The organism is Devosia rhizoryzae (assembly GCF_016698665.1).
GTDB lineage: Bacteria > Pseudomonadota > Alphaproteobacteria > Rhizobiales > Devosiaceae > Devosia > Devosia rhizoryzae.
Map to the genome: position 1 here is coordinate 2,320,718 of NZ_CP068046.1, position 20,228 is coordinate 2,340,945.

At 59.6% G+C, this 20,228-nt stretch carries 16 protein-coding genes and 1 pseudogene; 5 read left to right on the top strand and 12 right to left on the bottom strand.

What is annotated here, in order from left to right:
• Positions 1-345: 345 nt before the first annotated feature.
• Positions 346-1,572, bottom strand: coding sequence for a polysaccharide biosynthesis protein (locus JI748_RS11435; protein ID WP_201630677.1), 1,227 nt, complete (start codon positions 1,570-1,572; stop codon positions 346-348).
• On the bottom strand, positions 1,569-2,306 hold the full coding sequence (locus tag JI748_RS11440; RefSeq protein WP_201630679.1) for an acylneuraminate cytidylyltransferase family protein: 738 nt from the start codon (positions 2,304-2,306) through the stop codon (positions 1,569-1,571). Before JI748_RS11440 ends, JI748_RS11435 begins: the two co-directional genes overlap by 4 nt.
• A gap of 140 nt (positions 2,307-2,446) precedes the next feature.
• On the opposite strand from JI748_RS11440, the gene JI748_RS11445 reads away from it, so the two are divergent.
• The 4 genes from JI748_RS11445 (at position 2,447) to JI748_RS11460 (ending at position 6,971) form a co-directional block, all read left to right on the top strand.
• Positions 2,447-3,481 (top strand): SDR family NAD(P)-dependent oxidoreductase, encoded by a 1,035-nt coding sequence (locus JI748_RS11445; RefSeq protein WP_201630688.1) that lies wholly within the window; start codon positions 2,447-2,449, stop codon positions 3,479-3,481.
• A 4-nt stretch (positions 3,482-3,485) separates the two neighbouring features.
• A complete protein-coding gene (wbjC, locus tag JI748_RS11450) occupies positions 3,486-4,598 on the top strand; it encodes a UDP-2-acetamido-2,6-beta-L-arabino-hexul-4-ose reductase (RefSeq protein WP_201630690.1) in 1,113 nt (370 codons plus the stop codon).
• The gene (gene wecB, locus JI748_RS11455) at positions 4,595-5,728 is read left to right on the top strand and encodes a non-hydrolyzing UDP-N-acetylglucosamine 2-epimerase (RefSeq protein WP_201630692.1); all 1,134 of its coding nucleotides are present in this window, start codon (positions 4,595-4,597) and stop codon (positions 5,726-5,728) included. The genes wbjC and wecB overlap by 4 nt, the downstream gene beginning before the upstream one ends.
• A gap of 64 nt (positions 5,729-5,792) precedes the next feature.
• The gene (locus JI748_RS11460) at positions 5,793-6,971 is read left to right on the top strand and encodes a glycosyltransferase family 4 protein (protein ID WP_201630694.1); all 1,179 of its coding nucleotides are present in this window, start codon (positions 5,793-5,795) and stop codon (positions 6,969-6,971) included.
• Positions 6,972-7,017: 46 nt separating this feature from the next.
• Here the strand turns inward: JI748_RS11460 and JI748_RS11465 are convergent.
• Positions 7,018-8,241, bottom strand: a pseudogene (locus JI748_RS11465) (IS3 family transposase).
• Between the two features lie 227 nt (positions 8,242-8,468).
• On the opposite strand from JI748_RS11465, the gene JI748_RS11470 reads away from it, so the two are divergent.
• Complete coding sequence (locus tag JI748_RS11470) at positions 8,469-9,695, top strand: hypothetical protein (RefSeq protein WP_201630696.1); 1,227 nt, start codon at positions 8,469-8,471, stop codon at positions 9,693-9,695.
• A gap of 585 nt (positions 9,696-10,280) precedes the next feature.
• Here the strand turns inward: JI748_RS11470 and JI748_RS11475 are convergent.
• The 9 genes from JI748_RS11475 to JI748_RS11515 all read right to left on the bottom strand — a co-directional run bounded on the left by JI748_RS11475 (position 10,281) and on the right by JI748_RS11515 (position 20,203).
• Positions 10,281-11,375, bottom strand: coding sequence for a hypothetical protein (locus tag JI748_RS11475; RefSeq protein WP_201630698.1), 1,095 nt, complete (start codon positions 11,373-11,375; stop codon positions 10,281-10,283).
• Positions 11,376-11,491: 116 nt separating this feature from the next.
• On the bottom strand, positions 11,492-12,829 hold the full coding sequence (locus JI748_RS11480) for a lipopolysaccharide biosynthesis protein (RefSeq protein WP_201630708.1): 1,338 nt from the start codon (positions 12,827-12,829) through the stop codon (positions 11,492-11,494).
• 35 nt (positions 12,830-12,864) lie between these two features.
• Positions 12,865-13,926, bottom strand: a complete 1,062-nt coding sequence (locus tag JI748_RS11485) for a nucleotidyltransferase family protein (protein ID WP_201630710.1) — start codon at positions 13,924-13,926, stop codon at positions 12,865-12,867.
• 29 nt (positions 13,927-13,955) lie between these two features.
• A complete protein-coding gene (locus JI748_RS11490) occupies positions 13,956-14,603 on the bottom strand; it encodes an acetyltransferase (protein WP_267911590.1) in 648 nt (215 codons plus the stop codon).
• Positions 14,600-15,247, bottom strand: a complete 648-nt coding sequence (gene hisH, locus JI748_RS11495) for an imidazole glycerol phosphate synthase subunit HisH (protein ID WP_201630714.1) — start codon at positions 15,245-15,247, stop codon at positions 14,600-14,602. Before hisH ends, JI748_RS11490 begins: the two co-directional genes overlap by 4 nt.
• On the bottom strand, positions 15,244-16,020 hold the full coding sequence (hisF, locus tag JI748_RS11500) for an imidazole glycerol phosphate synthase subunit HisF (RefSeq protein ID WP_201630716.1): 777 nt from the start codon (positions 16,018-16,020) through the stop codon (positions 15,244-15,246). Before hisF ends, hisH begins: the two co-directional genes overlap by 4 nt.
• Before the next feature lie 9 nt (positions 16,021-16,029).
• A complete protein-coding gene (locus tag JI748_RS11505; protein ID WP_201630724.1) occupies positions 16,030-17,352 on the bottom strand; it encodes an N-acetyl sugar amidotransferase in 1,323 nt (440 codons plus the stop codon).
• A 58-nt stretch (positions 17,353-17,410) separates the two neighbouring features.
• A complete protein-coding gene (gene neuB / locus JI748_RS11510) occupies positions 17,411-18,442 on the bottom strand; it encodes an N-acetylneuraminate synthase (protein ID WP_201630726.1) in 1,032 nt (343 codons plus the stop codon).
• Between the two features lie 864 nt (positions 18,443-19,306).
• The gene (locus JI748_RS11515) at positions 19,307-20,203 is read right to left on the bottom strand and encodes a hypothetical protein (RefSeq protein WP_210338805.1); all 897 of its coding nucleotides are present in this window, start codon (positions 20,201-20,203) and stop codon (positions 19,307-19,309) included.
• Positions 20,204-20,228 lie beyond the last annotated feature (25 nt).

Consider the following 20,228-nt stretch of genomic DNA (forward strand, 5'->3'; position numbering starts at 1 on the left):
TCTACAAATCTAGGGGCTAATCAGACTGACTGGCTTTCCCGGCGCAATGTAGCCTCCCAGGAACAATGGTGCACGCAACCGGATGCGACTTTCATGGCCAGAAACGGTCGAACGCCTCGCTTGCGTCGAGCACCCACCACAAGGACGTTGTTCACCAAGCGTTTGAGCAAAGATGCTAAGCTCTGCTTTCGTTGGCCATTTCTTCATCCATAAGGCCGATCACTCAGGCTTTGTTTGCCAGTCAACTGACTCCTTCAACACCCTGCTAATTCTCTCCTCCATAGCAGGGAGTAGGATAATGAGATCAGTTGTGTATTCCTCGAGTGCCCGCCAACGCTGACATCCCTAAAGTCTCTGATCTAGGTTCGCCGCGGCATCCTTATGCGTTGTCAAAAAGCCGGGTTCGACCAGCGCCAACAACGCCTTCAGTCTATCCTTGCTCAAGACACCTGCCGAAACGTCATTCACAAGCATTTCTGTCTCGCGCAGCATTGCCTCGATTGCCACACGGTCGGCTGCCAAATAGTCAACAACGCGAAGGTTTGGAAGTCCCATCTCGCGCGACCGCTCTCGGTCCGTCATGAATTCCTCGTACGGCTTTTCGCCTGATGTATCGAGCACCGTCAGAATCAATGGCCAGAAACCGCGTTGTGCCTCGATACGTGCGGCTGCGCAGGCTTCGCGCTCGTCCGCGTAGTGCGCCGGTTCATAGCCATGATGGCGCAGGAAACTTTCGGCGATCTCTTGTAACGTCACGAGGTGCTTTTCAGGATCGAGACGGGGAATGACGATGGTGTGGTCCGGCGCCAGCGCGGCCGCAAGCACGCACAATTCGCCGGACTCTTGCAGCGAGACGAAGTAGCGACGGGTGTCGCGCGGCGCGGCCAACGGCTCGATGCGGGCGAGACGGTTCTCAAACCCCTGAAGCAGCGACCCATTAGAAAATGCCACGTTTGCAAAGCGCGCTGAGGTCTTGATGCCCGGCAGCGCTGCCGCCGCGGAGGAATTGAATAGAACGTGCTCCATCGCGCGCTTCGACGCGCCCATCATCGAGGAGGGGTTGGCCGCCTTGTCGGTCGAAACGGTGAAGAAGCGCCCGGCAAAGCCGGTGCCAGCCAGCCAGCCCATAAAGCGTTCCTGCTTCAGAAGGTTCGTGTCGAACATCTGCAGCGTCGAAAAGGGGTCCTTTTCAGACCGCACATGCTTCAGCGCGGCGAAGTTCAGCACGAGGTCGTAGGGAGTCTGCGACGCCAGAAGATGGCGCATTGCCGCCGAGCCGTAGTCGAGCGGCAGGGTCTGGAAGTCGCGAACTGACCAGATGTCGGGCTGGGAGCGTAATCGCCGCACGAGCTCAGCAAGGCCGTTCTCGTTCTGGTCGACGACGTGGAGCGTGTCGGGCTGCCGCATCGCGATCTGCAACACTGTGGATGAACCGATCGAGCCCGCGCCGCCGATCGCCAGCACGCGCTTTCCCGTGATGGCTGCGCGCAGCGCGTCTTCTGATTGTGCAATATCGGACTCGAAAAGCGAGCCGGCGCGGCCGGTCGCGATCTGGTGGAGAGGTTGCTTCATTTCATCGGTCCAAGATTAGGAATGCTCTGCGCGATCCGCGCGGACTGAAATCGCAGCATTAGCGCCTCGGCCCAGACGAAATCCGTCTCGTCGTCGATGTCAACACTGCGGTGCGGTGGCATTACGTAGCCAAAAGCGTCCGGGGACATGACCGCGCGGCGCTCACGAAAGCTCTTTGGTCGGATCACGTAGACTGCGCCGTTGACATGGAAGAGCGGTTCCATGTCCTGCCCGCGGCGATAACCCCCGACAGGCGGTAGGAAATGGCGCGCGCTGCCGTCATCGGCAAGCCGGTACATGAGTTCTGGATGGATCGCGACTGGCGAGACGGAGAACGCACTGTCGCCGCCTCGGTCAGTGACCAGCGCTGCGGTGCCGTCGATGTCAGCGCCAGTACGTAACGGCGAGGTCGGCTGCAGCAGGCACAGAAAGTCCGGCAACGCACCCTCGTCAGCTTCGATCCAGTCGAGCGCATGGGCGACTACGTCATAATGCGAGGAGGTGTCGCCTGAAAGCTCAGCAGGCCGCATAAAGGGCACTTCTGCGCCAGCAACCCGGGCAGCGGCGGCAATTTCGGCGCTGTCGGTAGAAACGATTGTGCGGCGCACCGCGCTCGCGACGCCTGCGGCCTCGCAGCTCCAGTGAATGAGTGGGCGGCCGGCAAAGGGCATGACGTTCTTGCCCGGCAGGCGCTTGGAGCCACCGCGCGCGGTGATAAGGGCAATACATTTCAAGCGGGTCAGTCTCCAATCCAGCCGCTTCTAGAATTTTTCGGTTTCTTAAGGAAGCCATTCTTCGCAGCGAACACGCCGTGCGCACCTTGATTCTTCCCGCGCCCCCGCGTAGTAGCCACTAACAGCAAGAAGGTCGCTTCATGTTCTCAGGTAAAGTTTTGCTGATCACCGGTGGGACCGGCTCGTTCGGTCGCGCGACCGTGCGCCGGTTCCTCGACACGGACATCGCGGAAATCCGGGTATTCAGCCGTGACGAGAAGAAGCAGGACGACATGCGCAAGCATTTCGACAATGCGAAGCTCAAATTCTACCTCGGCGACGTGCGCGACCGCCACAGCGTCGAGCGCGCCATGCGCGGCGTCGACTATTGCTTCCATGCCGCCGCGCTCAAGCAGGTGCCGTCCTGCGAGTTCCATCCGATGGAGGCCGTGCGCACCAATGTGCTCGGCACGGAGAACGTGCTGGAAGCCGCGATCGCCTCGGGCCTGAAGCGCGTCGTGTGCCTGTCGACGGACAAGGCCGTCTACCCCATCAACGCCATGGGCATCTCCAAGGCTTTAATGGAGAAGGTCATGGTCGCCGCCTCGCGCAATCTCGATCCCGCCCGCACCGTCATCTGCGGCACGCGCTACGGCAACGTCATGGCCTCGCGCGGCTCGGTCATCCCGCTCTTCGTCGACCAGATCGCCGCCGGCGATCCGATTACGCTGACCGACCCGGCGATGACGCGTTTCATGATGACGCTGGAAGACGCAGTCGAACTGGTCCTCTACGCCTTCCAAAACGGGCGCAACGGCGACATCTTCGTTCAGAAGGCGCCGGCGGCGACCGTCGCCGTACTGGCCGAGGCGGTCAGGTTGGTGCTCGGAAAGAGCGACCATCCTGTCCGCGAGATCGGCACGCGCCACGGCGAAAAGCTGTTCGAGGCGCTGCTCAGCCGCGAGGAGCTGGCGACGGCCGTCGACGAGGGCGGCTATTTCCGCGTTCCCGCAGACGCGCGCGACCTCAACTACTCCAAGTTCGTCGAAGAGGGCGAAAAGCGGCTCAACCGCACGGAAGACTATAACTCCCACAACACCGAGCGCCTTGACGTCGAGGGCATGAAGGCGCTCCTGATGAAGGTCGACTATGTGCGCCGCGCCGTCAGCGGCGAGCCCGCCGGTCCGGAGGACTGACGCCATGACGATCGCGATCACCGGCGCGGACGGCTTTATCGGACGCAATCTGGCGGTCCGTCTCGCCGAGGCGAGCCATGCCGACATCGTACGGATCACACGCGACACACCGCGCAGCGGGCTCTCCGACCGGCTCGCCGGCGTTGACCTCGTTTTCCATCTCGCCGGCGTCAACCGGCCTAGCGACCCGGCCGAGTTCGCAACGGGCAATGCCGATTTCACCGAAGAGCTGTGCGACGCGCTTGCAGCCCTTCCGACGTCGCCGCGCCTCGTCCTCTCCTCTTCGACGCAGGCTGCGCTCGAAAATCCCTACGGGGCAAGCAAACGGCGCGCCGAGGAGATCGTCGAAGCCTATGGTGCGGGCACGGGCGCGAAGATCCATGTCTTCCGGCTCCCCAATGTTTTCGGCAAATGGTCGCGCCCGAACTACAATTCGGCCGTCGCCACCTTCTGCCACAACGTCGCGCGCGGTCTGCCGATCACCGTCAACGATCCCGCCGCACCGCTACGGCTCGTCTATGTCGACGACGTCGTCGAGACGTTCCTGGCTCTCGCCCGCGATCCCGAGGTCCCCGGCGGAATTGCAGAAGTCGAACCGGTCTACGACACGACGGTCGGCGCGATCGCCGACCTGATCCGGTCCTTTCCGGAGAGCCGGGAGAACCTGACGACGCCGCCCGTCGGCACCGGCCTCGTCCGCGCTCTCCATGCGACCTATCTGAGCTTCCTCGAACCTGCCGCCTTCACCTACACGGTGCCGGTCCACAGCGATCCGCGCGGCAGTTTCGTGGAGATGCTGAAGACGCGCGACAGCGGGCAGTTCTCCTATTTCACCGCGCATCCGGGGATCACGCGCGGCGAGCACTACCACCATTCGAAGACGGAGAAGTTTCTCGTCATCAAGGGAACGGCCAGCTTCGGATTCCGTCAGATCGTCACCGGCGAGACGTTCGAACTCGTCACCCGCGGCGGCGAGGCTACCATCGTCGAGACCATTCCGGGCTGGGCGCATAACGTGACCAATATCGGCGACGACGAACTCGTCGTCATACTGTGGGCGAACGAGATTTTCGATCGCGGGCGGCCCGATACGATCGCAGCTAAGGTGAAGCCGTGAAAAAGCTCAAGGTCATGACCGTCGTCGGCACGCGCCCTGAGATTATCCGGCTGTCGCGCGTGATGGCCGAACTCGACGCGCATTGCGACCACGTGCTGGTCCATACAGGGCAGAACTACGACTACGAGCTTAACCAGGTCTTCTTCGACGATCTAGGCGTCAAGAAGCCCGACCATTTCCTCAATGCCGCAGGCGCCGGCGCGGCCGAGACGATCGGCAACATCATCGGCGCCGCCGACAAGGTGCTGGCCGAGGAAAAGCCCGAGGCGATGCTAGTGCTCGGCGACACCAATTCGTGCCTCTCGGTCATTCCGGCCAAGCGGCGCAAGGTGCCCGTGTTCCACATGGAGGCGGGCAATCGCTGCTACGACCAGCGCGTGCCCGAAGAGATCAACCGGCGGATCGTCGACCACACGGCCGACATCAACCTGACCTACAGTTCGATCGCCCGCGAATATCTGCTGCGCGAGGGCTTGCCGCCGGACATGGTCATCAAGACCGGCAGCCCGATGTTCGAGGTGCTGACCCACTATGCGCAGCGCATCGACGCTTCCGACGCGCTCCAGCGGCTTGGGCTGGAGGAGAACGGCTATTTCGTCGTTAGCGCGCATCGCGAGGAGAACATCGACTCCGCTCGCAATTTCGGCCGACTCGTCGCCATCTTGAACCGCGTGGCTGAGGATCACGGCCTGCCCGTCATCGTCTCCACCCACCCGCGCACGATGAAGCGCGTGGAGGCGACCGGGTCGACGTTCCACGACCTCGTGCGGCTATTGAAGCCGCTCGGCTTCCACGATTATGTCCGGCTGCAGAAGTCGGCCCGTGCCGTGCTGTCGGACAGCGGGACGATCAACGAGGAATCCTCGATCCTCAACTTCCCCGCCCTCAACCTGCGCGAGGCGCACGAACGTCCGGAAGGCATGGAGGAAGCCGCCGTCATGATGGTCGGGCTGTCGGAAGACCGCGTGCGGCAGGGGCTCGAAATCCTCGCGACCCAGCCCCGCGGCGCCGAGCGCGGCCTGCGCCTCGTCGCAGACTATTCGATGCCAAACGTGTCGGAAAAGGTCGTACGGATCATCCATAGCTACACCGACTACGTGAACCGCGTCGTCTGGCGCCGCTACGACTGAGGCCGCGTTGCGCATACTGATCCTGTCGCAGTATTTCTGGCCCGAGAACTTCCGGGTCAACGATTTGGCGTCCGACCTCATCGCGCGCGGCCATCAGGTGACGATCCTCACCGGACTGCCGAACTATCCTTCGGGCAAGGTGTTCGAGGAATACCGCGCGGACCCGGAGAAATTCGCGCATTTCGAAGGCGCCGAGGTGATCCGCGTGCCCATGCTGCCGCGCGGCTCGGGCAGCCTGCGGCTGATGGCGAACTATGCCAGCTTTGTCCTCTCCGGTCTGACGGTCGGCGCCTGGAAGCTACGCGGGCGCCGGTTCGATTCCATCCTCGTCTTCATGATCTCGCCGATCACGGCCGTCCTCCCCGCGATCCTCCAGCGCCGGCTGAAGCGCGCGCCGCTCTTCGTGTGGATCCTCGATCTGTGGCCGGAGACGCTGGAGGCGGTGGGCGTCGTCAAGTCGCCGCGCCTGCTCGCTATCGTCGGCAATCTAGTCAGCTACATTTACAAACGCACCGACCACATCCTCGTCCAGTCGCGCGCCTTCATGGACAATGTGCGCACCTATGCCGGTCCGAATGCCACCGTCAGCTATTTTCCCGGCTGGGCCGAGCCGATCTTTCAACAGGGTCTCGAAGCCGCGCCGAAAGCGGCCGAAATTACCCGGTTTTCAGACAGTTTCAACGTGGCTTTCGCTGGAAATGTTGGTGAAGCACAGGATTTTCCGGCGATACTGGACGCCGCCGACGCGCTGCGAAAAGATATCCCCGTGCGAATGTTCGTCATCGGCGACGGCCGCATGTTCCCTTGGGTGGAGAAGGAAGTCGCGCTGCGCGGGTTGTCCGACCGGGTCATCCTGCTCGGCCGTTTCCCGCTCGAAAGAATGCCCTCCTTCTTCAAGGCCGCCGACGCGCTCCTCGTCTCGCTCAAGCGCGACAAGATTTTCGCGATGACTATTCCGGGCAAGGTGCAGAGCTATCTAGCCGCCGGCGTGCCGCTCCTCGGCATGCTCGACGGCGAAGGGGGCCGCATCATCCGGGAAGCTGGCGCCGGCCTCGTCAGCCCCTCGGGCGACGGCGCCGCGCTCGCCCGCAACATCGAAGCCCTCGCTGGCATGACACCCCAAGAACGCACCGCTATGGGCGCCAACGCCAAGGCCTACGGCCTCGCCGAATTCGACCGTACCCGCCTTCTAGGCGGGCTCGAGGCCAAGCTGCGCGATGCGGCGGAGCGGAATAGCTCATGAAGCCGTTGGAGTGGACCCCGGTTCACCGGACAGTCGGCTGTTGGGTTTAGGCACTGAGGCGCAGGAACTCGCGTGGTGAGCGGAACTTGAGCCCGGAGTGCGGGTGGACCTCACAGTAATCGTCGATCCATTCGGGCAGCAAGGCCATGATAGTCTCGGCTTCCGAAGGATGACGGTAGAGGCGTAAGCCCTTTTCAGGGTTTTGCCTAAGGCCTCGGACATGCCGCTGCTTTGCGGCTTCTGACCGGTGTAAAAGGTAGGTCAATCCCTAGTGCCGCGGCCACCTGCGCGGTCTCTCGGGCGATATAGGCGCTGCCGTTGTATGACAGCCATTTGAGCCGATGTGGGACCTTGAGTGTGCGGAAGCGGCGCTCGACCGCAGCGATCATCAGATCACAGACCATCTCGCCCGAGATGCCAGCATTGGCAACGGCTGACCAGGCGATGATCTCGCCATCACAGGCGTCGATGATGAAGACGATGCGGACTACTTCGCCATTGCGAGCATGGATCACCCGGTGATCGGAGCACCAGCGGATGTTGGAGCGCAAGGCAACGACGACGCCGTCGTGGGTGCGGATGGGCCGGAGGGCTGTATGCTTTTGAATGGTGAGCCAGTTGCTGCATAATCCTGAGGACCCGTTTGGTGTTGACGACGGGCTTGCCTTCCTTAACCCGCTGCCGGTTCAGCAATGCCGTCACGCGACGATAGCCATAGGTGGGGCGCTGGTCGATGATCGGGCGCAGTTCGGCAAGAAGGGTAACATCCTCGGCTTGCGATAGGAACCTCTGACCCTTGAGGGCTTGCTGCGCGCTCGATGAGGTTGGACCTAGAGACACCTAGAGTGCGAGCAATGGCGCTCATTGGGTATCGTCCTCGGGATTGCTCCACGACAGCAAGGGCGAGGTCCGTTTTTTTTGGGCAGGCGAGATCAAGGGCTTCCCTGAGGATCTCGGCCTCCATGGTCTTCCTGCCCCGCATGCGCTCGAGATCACGCACCCGCTTCTCCAGATCGCGGACCTGGGAGGCGCCAACAACATCTTCATCGGCCTGAACCGCCGCATGGCCGCCTTCTAGCATCCGACGCTTCCAAGCGAAGAGCTGGGAAGGAGAAATGCCAGCTTGGCGAGCCACATAGGGAACGCTCATACCCGGCTGCATGGCTTGCTCAATAAGTCGCACCTTCTCAGCGACAGACCAGCGCCGGCGGCGCTGCACAGAGGTGATGACTTCGGCCTGTCGAAACGGCTCGTCGGTACTCTTGGATATAGTCGGTACTCATAGGCGCATGCCTATGCCTTATCGGCTATGCAGACTGTCCGGTCAAAATTGGGTGCGCTCCAGCCGTGCCGAAGCGCCGTAGGTTTCTATGGCGATATCGTTGGGCTGCTAAGCGTGACCTCAAAACCGACCGCCGAGGTTGAAGGATGCGCGGAAATGTGTCTATAGGGTGGCGTTACGGTCCGGCCCTGACCTTGATCTGGAGAACTAACAGTTTGCTTCGTCAGAGGATCAGTCGGTTACAACTCGCGGCAATCTATCTGCGCGCGCTGCGCAATGAGATCGAGGTGGATATCGATGGCTATAAGGCCGTCGGCGCTCGTCCAGAGGATTTCGGGTTCCTTCCTCGCCTGTCTGGCATCTGGCCGCGACTGAAGGGGGCTCCTCGCCTATCATCATCGGGTGCGCGACTGCTGCGAGGCATCTGGAAGCTCGGGCTCTTCATCCCTTTCTTCATCCGGCAATATCTGTCGCTGGTACGCAATGCAGCGTCGTCCGAACCGGCCGCTGCCGGACCGTCTATTCATATCCTCCTTTCAGCGCTGGCACCGCAACTCATTGCAAATGCACAGGGGACGACCGCAACCGCCTTCACGGTGCCATGGCAGCGATATCCGAACGGCGTCCCCCATTCATACCGGATCACGATCGGGGACGTCCTCACGCGCCGTGACCTTCTCAACTGTCTCCTCGACGCGATCGCCATCGCGCGACGGATCGCCGACCGCAAGGGCATGTTCGCCGATTGGCACCTGCAAACCTACACTCTCTTTCGATGGATTTGCGTCGCCCGCGCGCTTGAGAAGATTCAGTGCAACCGCATGGTAATGGCGAACCATTACGACCGCTGGGCGATCCTGATCGACCGGCTTGCCCGACAAACAGGGCGTAGCGTAGCGATTGCGCAGCATGGAATCGAAGCTTGGCGGCGTCTGCCGACCAAGCTGCGCTCCGTCGATACGCTCCACGTTTACAATCGACAAGAAGCGGCATTATTCAAACAGTTCATTCTGTCACCAGAAGCTGTGGAGGCAGTCGAAGTCTTCTTTCTCGACAACTCTATCAGATTAGCCGGCGCGAAGGCTGGCAACGGTCCTACAAGGGTGGTCATCGTCGGCCATCCCGAACACGACGTCAACCAGCTGCGGTTCCTCCATGCCGCGCGAAAGGCGCGCCCCGACGTGCAGTTCATATACAAACCGCATCCAACCGCGCGCAGCGTGAACGCAGATATTGAGGCTGTAACGCTGGTGTGGGATGAACCCGGCGTCTTCCCGAGATGCGAGTTCGTATTTTCGTATCAATCAACCCTAGGCCTGCAGTATCGGGACGCCGGGATTCCAACGTTCATCCACGACAGGGACATGTCGGACAGTCAAGTCAATGTGGCTGTCGGTTCGATACCCGAAGCAGTTCAACCACTGCGACCGACCAACGCATGACACTCCTTACCTGACTCAAGGTCGCTATGACGAGCCAAAAGAGAGCTTCAAATTCGCGCTCACTGAAGCGCTGGTATTCGCGAAGGAGCGTCGGAGACGGGTTCTAGACGTTGGATGTGCGGCACGAGATTTTGCTCACTACCTAAGCCGCGAGGTGCTAGATACGGAGATCATCGGCCTCGACATCATGCCGGAGCTGCTCGAAAGGTAAGGGCCAACGTCCCAAGCGCGCGCTTCTGCACCGGTGCGAGCCGGGTGCGACGGTCGTTGTTTTCGGGATTATTAACACTCACTCGGTCGGTATGTTCGTCTTGGTGCGTCCGGTGGGAGCCACTTACAGCCGTCTGGAACCGGGATGGAATCAGATTAGCTGTGCGACTTTCCAGCGGCGCCTGTAGCAGATACCGCCAGTCGCCAAGTTCTCGTTTGATCGACATAGACATCGCTTCCATGCCGACGACGTGCTTCGCTCATGGACAGAACTGAGAGGGATGCCTCGCCCTATATCGTCAACGGGACCGGAATCGTTCTCGATTTCAAGGTCTTGTGTATCCTTAATTCAGCAATCGAACGGTAGTATCGCGTTCATCGAGCACATGCGTTCCGCGCGCTCAATCCTCCAGGGAGCGCCGTCTCAGCCTGCCGAGTAAGGGTGCCTACATGAAACCAGAACATGTAAGCCAGCGGAAACAGATACGGGATATTCGTCGTAAGGGATGCTAATGCAAAGATGGCCCATAGCGGACTTCTCAGGCGCTCTCGAAAGCTACAAAATGTCAAGGCGCCTGCATATACAGCAACGGCCGGCAGTCCGAGTTCTATCCAAATCTGGATGAATGCATTGTCGGCGTAATAGCCTCGTCCATCCAGAAACGGAAAGACGACATTATCTACGTTCGTCAGAAACTCGGTGTACTGGCGGATTCGATCCCATGTACTGGCTAGCGGTACGGCGACGATTCCAAGGGCAACCAAGCCCGCCGCAGCGGCAAGTATCGGCAGCCCGAAGACGACCATGCGCAACAGATTGTCTTTGGCCACAAGCAACACGACGAGCGCGACTAGGATGGCCATACCCGTCTTGGAGCCAGAATACATCACCAATGTCGCGCATAATGCCAACGACAGCCACCGCACAGGCCCGCGGTACACTGAAATGACGTAGGCGGTCAGCACGGTTGCCGCAATTCCCAGATTGTTCGGATTGATAAAGATCGAAACACCACGGTAAGACGTCGGATGAAAACGCGCGAAACCGCCCAAAATGAAATACTCGTACACTGCGCCAACAGCAGTCAACAGAAGTATCGGCAATGCTAAACGACCGGCTCGCGCCTGAAACGACGGCGGCGCGAGCAAAGCGGCGATAGGAATAAGATACAACAGCGCGCGCTCAAGTTCGGCGCCTGCCATCACTCCAATCAAGACGGCAACCACCCACGCCAAACCGATCAGGATCGACTTGATCGAAAAAATCCCGTTGGTCGCGATATAGATAGCCAGAAAGCCGAGCAGAACCAAATAGAGAACGTACTTGACCAGCACCCCCCATCCCGATGGATTGTAGTGTTGATCAGGAAAAAAAAGGTACAGGACGCCCGAAATCAGAAAAATAAATAATACCGACTGCGAAATCCAGGATATGTGTCGCTGCAATGACCTAAAGGACGCAAAGTTCATTCAGCCCCCCTGTCGAACAAATCTACTTGCTGGATACATCTAGTATACGGAAAACCATATCCAAGTGTCAGAATATCTCAACTAGCAACCATGCTGTCGACATATCTTTCCCTCGCTCATGAGACAACCGTAGCCCACAATACAATTGAAACGAGCAGACATGTCGCCGAGGCAACGAACACGACTGCGAACTCGCTGCGAAATTGGTTATCGCCGATGCCTTGCTCGCTGAGAAATGCAACAGCATGAACTCTGATCGCCATCATGTAGTATACCCAAACCAACATCGTTCCGATTGCTGCTCCCATCGCAGAGAGAAAATGGACCAAAGGGACGATCGCCAGCGCATACATGGCGCAGGCCTTCAAGGTCTGGGTCGTGACCAATCCCGTCCGGCCGGCTGCAAACAGAAACGGGACGTAGAAATGGTACGCGCCGGTAAATACGAAACCTGCGCCGACGATACCCAGAATAAGAAACATCTCGGGATTTTGGTAACGCAAAAAGTTGGTCACCGAGTAATCGAACGCGTAGGCCAACATCAGGACGGTAAATGACACGACATAAACGACCGCGTACCAACGCTGAAATCGAAGCCGAAACAAAGGATCACCCCAGCGTGACACGTTTTTCATGATCGCGTGCGGCAGGTAAAGTGCCATTCCGCTGATGATGACGAACATGATCGAGGCCAAAGAGTAGGCCAGACTGTAGAACGCCAGCGTTTCCCCGTCAGTCATTTGGCCGAGTATTATGCGGTCCGCGCTGCTCATCACCCATTGCGCGAGCGAATGAAATACCATCGGGACGGACAAGATCACGGCAGCGCGAAAATGGCCTGCCACGCCGGGCTGTCCACCCTCTCGTGTGCCGGATGCTATCAGGAACACGAAGCTGACCGCAGCGTAAACGGCAAGTTGGAACCAGAGAACCAACTCGATCGGTAGGTCGGCGCGGCCTTTTTGAACCGCAAAGACATAGGCGAGAAGCCCAATCGGCCAAGCAAACGCCTTTAGCGTCGAGGTCGCCAGAAAGAGGCTCTCGCGTTCCTGCGCACGAATGACAAGCTGATAAAGCTGCTGGTGGGCCTCCAAGGCCGAAATCAGTGCGATAAGCCCGGCCAGAAGCCCGAACCGGTGCTGACTTGTCACTCCGGCAACAAAAAACAGTCCAGCAAGCGCTGCCGCGACCAGCGAGAAGCGAACCGCAAGAGAGCGAGCATTATTGATGTCATCCGCGCCGGCCTTGGCAACTGCGACGGAACCGCCGAGCGAAAGCATTTGACACAGAAGCTGTATGAAGGCGACGCAGATCGCGTAATAGCCCAGTTCCTCCAGCGACAGCGCCTGAGCGGCGATAGGAACCGCGAGGATCCCCCCTGCGCGACTGACAGCGGCTGCTAACCCAAAAATCGCCGGTTGCCGGACCCGCTCCAGGCGCTCACGGATGAACATATTTCGTTTGGAGCCGCCCGTGGAGGTTTGCCCTCTCACGTCGGCACCCCCGTCTCGCCTTTGCCAAACTCGTCTATCGCGCGGTTTAGGTCGTCGGGTTTGCCGACGTCGAGCCAGTATTCGTGCAAGGGGAAGGCGACGCGGCGGTCAGGGTGAACCTGGTCGAAGAGCGAGGGCATGTCGAAGAAGCGGTCCGGCGGGATCAGGTCCAGCATTTCGGGACTGATGACGTAGATGCCAGCATTCACGAAGAAATCGAACACCGGCTTTTCCGAGAAGCCTGTGATGTGGTGGTTCCTGACGTCGACCACGCCGTAGGGCACTTGGTACTGGTAGCGGTTGAGGCCCATAGTAGCCAGCGCGGCGCTTTCATAGTGGAAGGCCAGCATCTGGCCGAAATTGATCGAGGTCAGGATGTCGCCGTTCATGACGATCAGCGGCTTTTCCGACCGCTCGCTGAGCAGCGACAGCGCGCCCGCCGTGCCCATGCGCTTGGTCTCGCGGACGTAGTCGATCTCAACGCCAAAGGCCGCGCCGTCGCCGAAATGCTTTTCGATAATCTCGGCCAGATGATTGACGCAGAGCGAGATCTTGCGGAAGCCCTGCTCACGAAAACGCTCCAAGATGCGTTCCAGGATCGGGCGGCCGCCGACCTCGATCATCGGCTTGGGCACCGTCTCGGTGATCGGGCGCAGGCGCGTGCCGAGCCCGCCCGCCATAATGACGACGCGGTGTGCTGCGGGATCGGCAAGCTCGATTTCGTCAGCCAGATGCAGGCCGACCACGACGCCCTCGGCGTCCACCACCGGCATCTGGAAGATCATCTCGCGTTTCAGGATCGCGGCGATCTCGGCCAGCGGCGTGCCGCGCGGTACGGAGCGTGGGTGGCGGTGCATGACGTCGCCGGCGGTCGAATCCAGCGTCGCGCCGCGCAGGATCGCGCGGCGGATGTCACCATCGGTGATCGTGCCGACCAGCCGGAACCCTTCGTCGACGACCAGTGCGATCTGGCCGCCGCTCGCCTCGATACAGGCGACCGCGTCGGCGAGCTTGTGCGTCTCGATAAGAGTGATCGATTTCAGCGTATTACTATCCATTTCATTCCCGGCTTGTAACGCCATCGCGCTCAGCGAGCCGGCGTTCCCATGACTGTAGCTCCGGCGCCCACGCTGCGAACAACCGTCGCACCGCCGGCGACAGTCGCGCCTTGCCCAACGCGCAGACTCTGCAGGACCACGGCGCCCGCGCCCACATGACAGCCATTCTCGAGCGAAACCCCGCCCGACAGCACAGCACCGGGAGCTACATGGACATGATCGCCAATCAGGCAATCGTGGTCGATGGACGCCCGCGTATTGACAATGACGTTGCGACCAATTTTCGTGCGCGGCTGAACTACTACGCCTGCCATGATGACGCTTCCGCCTCCGATTAGGGCTGAACCGGCCACGAGAGCAGAAGGGTGTATCGCCGTAAAAGGCTCGAGACCGGCGGCCTCTCCAGCAGCGAATAGTCGTGCACGCAGGACGCTGCCGCCGCTGATCGATCCGACCGCTACCATGAAGTGGGTGAGCCGCATGGCATGCACGAGGCGCGACAGGGCCGCGTCAGTGCCGATGCACGGTACGCCTAGAATGGGTTGCGCCGAGTACGTCGGGTCAGTAAAGCCGGCAATCTCGAAATCTGCGCCCGAGCTTTCTGCGATAGTTCGTAAAGTGTCGATCACAACTACCGCGTGCCCGCCTCCTCCGATGCAGATAATCCGCTGGCTCATAGGGCGAGGAACCGCTCGAGGATTTTTTGGCCCGCCCGGCTGCTGCGCTCTGGGTGGAACTGTAGGCCGGTAATATTGTCGCGCCGGATCGCGGCGGTGACTTCAAGCCCCTCATAGTCGATGTGGGCGATGCGCTCTTCGGCATTGGCGGGTCGGCAGTGATACGAGTGGACGAAGTACACCGAATCAGCGGGATAGTCCGCGCCGTCAAGCACTGTACCCTTCCAACGCTGCTCCGAGCCCTGAGACGGGGCAAGCGGAGCCCAGCCGATGTGGGGTACGCGCAAGGGCTGTCCAAACGGGCTCTCTGAAGCTATGCGCTCCACAGTACCACGCACAAAGCCGAGCCCCTCGGTGTCGCCGAACTCGCTCGATCGGTCCATGAGTACCTGCATGCCGATGCAGATGCCCAGAAACGGTCGCCCGGTTTGCACAAAATCGCGCAGCGCATCTGAGATGCCTTTGTCGTGCAGCGCTGCCATTGCGCGAGCGAAAGCGCCGACCCCAGGGAGGATGACACGGTCTGCCTTGCGAATGGCTGTAATGTCGTCCGTCAGTTCCGCCTCGCAACCGATGGCTCGAAGGGCGTTGCAAACTGAGAAGACGTTGCCGATCCCATAGTCGACGACTATGGTGCCGCTCATGCCCCTTGCTCCCCCTTAACGCGCCGCGTCATAATGCCGGCGTCATGGCAGGCGGTCCGGAAATCTGCCAATGTGTACTTGTCAAGATGTAGGTCGCGTGCGATCGCAATCGCGCTGACGTCAGGGTTCTTAAGCACGTCGACCACGTGGCGCGTGCTGCCGACCCCGCCTGATGCGATGACCGGAATATCAACCTCTCGCGCGACCGCGGAGATTAGGGCGACATCCATTCCGCGCCCGGTCCCGTCCTGATCGATCGAGGTAACCAGCAGTTCGCCCGCACCTAGCCTCTGCCCCTCCGCGGCCCATTCGATGGCGTTGCGGCCTGAATGATTGCGGCCATTGTCGGTCATGGCTTCCCAGCCGCCGGCGGCAAGCTTTTTAGCTTCAATGGACAGGACAGTGGCTTGTGAACCGTAGGTATCCGAAATGGCCCGAAGGATGTCAGGATCTTGCGTGGCGGCGGTGTTTATAGCCACCTTGTCAGCACCCGCCGAAAGCATCTCGCGCACTGCTTCTAGACTGCGGATGCCACCTCCAACTGTGATTGGAATGAAAACTTCTGAAGCGACCTCACGCACTATGCCAGACAGGTTGTTGCGACCATAAAGGCTCGCCACGACGTCCATGTAGAGAAGCTCATCGGCCCCCTGCTCGTAGTAGAGCTTGGCACGTCCTTTAGGATCGCCTACTTTGCGCCAGCCCTCGAGGTGGATGCCCTTGATCAGGTGTTCCATCTTCACGTCAAGCCGCGCGATAAGCCGCCTGTTCATATAATCATCTCAGTTTTCTTGAAAGACTGTACGGCGCAGTCGCCATTCACCGTTGTCATAACTCCAAAGATGCGGTGAGCGGAATCGGTTGGCGAGCGCGTCGAAGTAGTCACGATCCATGATCGGGTCCTCGAACTGGGCGGATGCTTCCGGAAATATCTCGGACGGCAGGCTGAGGTACTCTAACAATTCCTCGGCGAAACGCTCGGGGAACTCACCGTCATAGCGCTTGACCAACGCTACACCTTCGTCACGCTCGATGTCACCGGAGCGGATTTCCTGTGCCGCGTCGTAGCTGGCACGGCCAATGCCGAACTTCACGTATGTTGTGTAGTAGTGCAAATCATCAATGCGGTCATCGATAGAGTTGTACTTGGAATAGGTACCCGGCGTGCGCTCAGGGGAGGCTTCAAAGCCTCCATTCTCGACCGCGAAGTAGTAAGCCGCCTGCGGGTGCCATTTGAGATAGTACCCAAGATAGTGGACCTCGATGCCTTTTTCTTCAAGCAGCCGCGGGTCGGACGGCATGTAGGCCGAGAGGTCCGCCTTACGCACACCGTACCTCGACTGCAGATCGGCAACGGATACGCCCCCCAAATAGGTCTCCTCGTCAGACGCCATCGAGAAATACTCGAAGTCGCGCCTAGCACTCTGATTATCGGCAATGGGGTTGCCGTATTCCGCCTCGTTTTCACCGTAGAAGATCAACGGAATTCCCATCTTGGCGGCGAAGGCTGGGGCAAAGCCCTTTTGGCCGATGATGAACGGCTGGAAGGGATGGAATAGGTTTTCCACGGCCAGCCGTGTCATCAAGCGCTTTATACGGCCGTTGGGGGTTAGCAGATAGTTGTCGAACCCGGCATGAATCCAGCGGTTGAAGTTGCGCCAACCCCAGTCGGTGTAGATGTGGGGGGCCCATGTGCAGGTCAAAGGATTCATGCCGAATTCATATTTCAGCACCCAAGCCTGGTAGAACGAATCCTTGCCGCCGGAGCCAGGAACAAGGCAATCATAGGAGCCGTTGCGCGAGCGGTACTTGTCGCACAGAGCGACGAGTTCGGCACGACGGCGGTCCCAATCGATAGAGGCCTGCTTGCGCTCCGCATTGCGGCAGGCGTCGCATACCCCTTCTTCATCGAATGCAATAACGGTCTTCTTGCTTTGGGCCGTGTGCTTGTACTCAACCGCAGAATTGGGTCGCTGATTGGAGATGACGCATTTGCGGCAGAACTGAACGTGCTGTGGCAGACCGTATTTGGCCTGGCTGGGCGTGGCGTTCGGGCCGTAGAGCGACATGTCGATCGCTTCTTTGCGTGGATCGGCATTGATCATTCGAGGAGCTTTCGAATTCTTAAGATGGTAATTGCGCTACTTCGCTGAACGATCGATGTCAATCGAGCATTGTCCAATCGAGCGGGTCGCCGGCTTTAACTGAGCGCTTAAGGCGCTTGCCGGGCAGCAGCGTGAAGTCAGCAGGGGAAATGCCCGTGGCTGGCCGCAAGAGTACGCAGTCGTGCTCGCCCAGCACCGTACCGACATCCAGGTCCCGGGCAGCCTTGACCCCGCGTCGGACAAGTGAGCGGGCCTCCAACTCGGCAGGCCGGGGCTCCTTTCGGCCATCGCCGACTATCGCCTCCACCCTTGCAATGGACTCAATCATCGACTTCAGTTCGCCCGGCTCCAGCGAGGCACCATGATCCGGGCCGGCCATGGTTCGGTCCAGGGTAATGTGCTTCTCAATCACCAGAGCGCCGGAGGCAACGGCGATCGGCGGCACGATGATGCCCTGCGTATGATCGGAATAGCCCACCGCTACACCAAATTCGGCAGCCATCGTCTTCATGGCACCGAGGTTTACATCCTCAAGCGCAGTAGGGTAGGCACTAGTGCAGTGTAGGACCACGAGAGGTGGTAACCCGGCCGAGTCGTGGGAAAATGTTGTCGGCATCTCGGATTTCAGGATGTCGATAGCGACGCGCACTTCGCCGAGATCGGCCATACCTGTGGACAATATGATCGGCAGACCACGCCGCGCACAGTCCTTCAGGTAAGGTATATTGGTTACCTCGCCTGATGGCACTTTAATACGGCGGATACCGATAGCGCAAAGCAGATCGAGAGACTTTGCGTCGAAGGCTGTCGACATAAACTCCACACCGCGCGCCGCACAGTGTGCCGCGACTTTGCGATGGTCTTCGTCGCTCAATTCTAGCTTCTTTAGCATGGCATGCTGGTCGTCGCCGCCGGCGCTCTTCTGGTAGGTAACCGTCGCCGTGTTACGTGCAGTGATAGCATCGGCTTTGAAGGTTTGAAACTTGGCTGCTTGAGCGCCTGCCTGGGCGGCGGCATCCACGAGCTTGAGAGCAAGGTCAAGGCTCCCGTTGTGATTGACACCGATCTCAGCAATTGTGAATGTCTTCATTGCTATAATGCTGCTCCTCGCAGGCGCTGTTGTGCAGGAAAGGTGTTACAAGCAGCACCTGGAAGAGGCAAGGCGCTCCACACCACCTTGGAGGACATCAGTCTGATAGACTGCAAGCCGACAAGAGTCGCCTTCAAAATCAGACTTCGCGTTCAGATCAGCCACAACCAGACGCATTCTCGGACGGTGCTGTGCCTGCTTTCGGAGTAGAGCTAGGCAGCGGCAGTACCATGCGACGCAGTACATCGCCAACCTCTGGGAAAATCTAATCGTCGAGGGTGTCACCAATACCGGCATGATCCTCGCCCTGGTACAACCACTTCAATGGCGGCACCTCAGAGGCGAACGGCGGGTTCGGCGTCTACATGTCGGCCAGAGTCGAAGTCCAACAACTTCAGCTGTCGGAAACATCTTGATAGGGGTGGGTGTCATCACCGGCGCTGCGTCGTTAGTAGGCGGCGGGACGAACACCATCGTCGTTAGATGCGGCGACGCATCCACTGGTGCGGCTATCTCTGGAAGAATGACCTGCACGCCCTCGTTCGGGGGCACGGACGATGATGGCAATCTGATTTACTCGGCGCGGAGCGATTCCTGTTCCCTTTTCGGAAGGGCGGGTGAAGGCTTCAGCCGGACACAATTGCGGAAGCGCCGACAGGCGGGCTGGTCATTAAAGGGTTGCCCCAAGAAGCCGCCGCGATTTCTGCTGTTTCTGTGGGGCTCGTCCTCACCACCGCGCTGCTGGCGGGCAAGACTCAGTTCTCCGGCTACATCCTCGAGGGAACCAGCGAAATCTGGCTATACGGACTGAGGACGGGGCTGGCACAGGAATAGACCCGGCCACTTTGAGCGGTCTCTGCGTGATCAGTGGGCCTTACCAGTCGAAGGCTGGGCACTGGCGAAGTATCTTTCCCCCAGCAGTTCACCGAACCGAGCATTCCCCTGCGTGTTAAAATGGATGATATCGTAGAAGGAGCCCATTCCCAGTTGCCCCGACATGTTAAAGCATAGAACCTGCGGATCGGCGGCTTTGCACTCTTCGGTCAAGCCGGCGCTGTCTGCTGCATAGCGCGGGATATCGTAGCCGTAGGCATCGAATGCCTCCGAATTGTTAGGGGCTACAAACACCACCGAGCGACTGGCGGTATCCGCCACCGCCTGCACAACCGACCGGACCACAGGGCCATCAATGGTCAGGTCGTAGCGGTCGGCGGGCAGGTCGGCGGCTGAATATGTCTCAGGGATAGATCCCGCTCCTGGGATGCTTAGGGGCGTCATTGCCAAGAAACGCCGCATTTCGGAAACGCATCTCAGGAACTCAAATGGCGTCTCTTCAACAGAGGGCACGTTCCGATGCTGAGCGCCAACAAAGTGAGACTGATTGAGGCCATACACAGAAATCTCCACCTCCCCTGGTACCTGTCGCGCTATAAACTCTGCGTCCCCCGGCCTTCCGTCGATAACGGCAAGGTTAATCACCTGAAGCTCGGGTGCCACACGGTTTTTAAAATGTTCACTCCATGTGTTTTCCTTAGGCACCCCCATTGCGACGGACTGGCTGTCACCGAAAACGAGCATGGATGGTCGGTCCCAATCCTGAAGCGAGAGGAACTTCCGGATAAAAGGGCCTCGGCACTCCTCAGTCACTTCGCGGATGTTAGGCAAGCGCTGAACATCGTTGTCGAGCCAAGTCGTGGCCGACGAGTAGGCCGGGACGATGTATCTCGCGCTGCTCAAACCGAAGGCTGCTAGAAAAACCATAAGGACTGCGGCTGATCGCATCGAC

What these genes read in the sequence shown, in the direction of transcription:
- JI748_RS11435 (WP_201630677.1), bottom strand. Translation starts at nt 1,572, where the DNA reads ATGAAGCAACCTCTCCACCAGATCGCGACCGGCCGCGCCGGCTCGCTT.
- JI748_RS11445 (WP_201630688.1), top strand. Translation starts at nt 2,447, where the DNA reads ATGTTCTCAGGTAAAGTTTTGCTGATCACCGGTGGGACCGGCTCGTTC.
- wbjC (WP_201630690.1), top strand. Translation starts at nt 3,486, where the DNA reads ATGACGATCGCGATCACCGGCGCGGACGGCTTTATCGGACGCAATCTG.
- JI748_RS11475 (WP_201630698.1), bottom strand. Translation starts at nt 11,375, where the DNA reads ATGAACTTTGCGTCCTTTAGGTCATTGCAGCGACACATATCCTGGATT.
- JI748_RS11480 (WP_201630708.1), bottom strand. Translation starts at nt 12,829, where the DNA reads ATGTTCATCCGTGAGCGCCTGGAGCGGGTCCGGCAACCGGCGATTTTT.
- JI748_RS11485 (WP_201630710.1), bottom strand. Translation starts at nt 13,926, where the DNA reads ATGGATAGTAATACGCTGAAATCGATCACTCTTATCGAGACGCACAAG.
- JI748_RS11490 (WP_267911590.1), bottom strand. Translation starts at nt 14,603, where the DNA reads ATGAGCCAGCGGATTATCTGCATCGGAGGAGGCGGGCACGCGGTAGTT.
- hisH (WP_201630714.1), bottom strand. Translation starts at nt 15,247, where the DNA reads ATGAGCGGCACCATAGTCGTCGACTATGGGATCGGCAACGTCTTCTCA.
- hisF (WP_201630716.1), bottom strand. Translation starts at nt 16,020, where the DNA reads ATGAACAGGCGGCTTATCGCGCGGCTTGACGTGAAGATGGAACACCTG.
- JI748_RS11505 (WP_201630724.1), bottom strand. Translation starts at nt 17,352, where the DNA reads ATGATCAATGCCGATCCACGCAAAGAAGCGATCGACATGTCGCTCTAC.
- neuB (WP_201630726.1), bottom strand. Translation starts at nt 18,442, where the DNA reads ATGAAGACATTCACAATTGCTGAGATCGGTGTCAATCACAACGGGAGC.
- JI748_RS11515 (WP_210338805.1), bottom strand. Translation starts at nt 20,203, where the DNA reads ATGGTTTTTCTAGCAGCCTTCGGTTTGAGCAGCGCGAGATACATCGTC.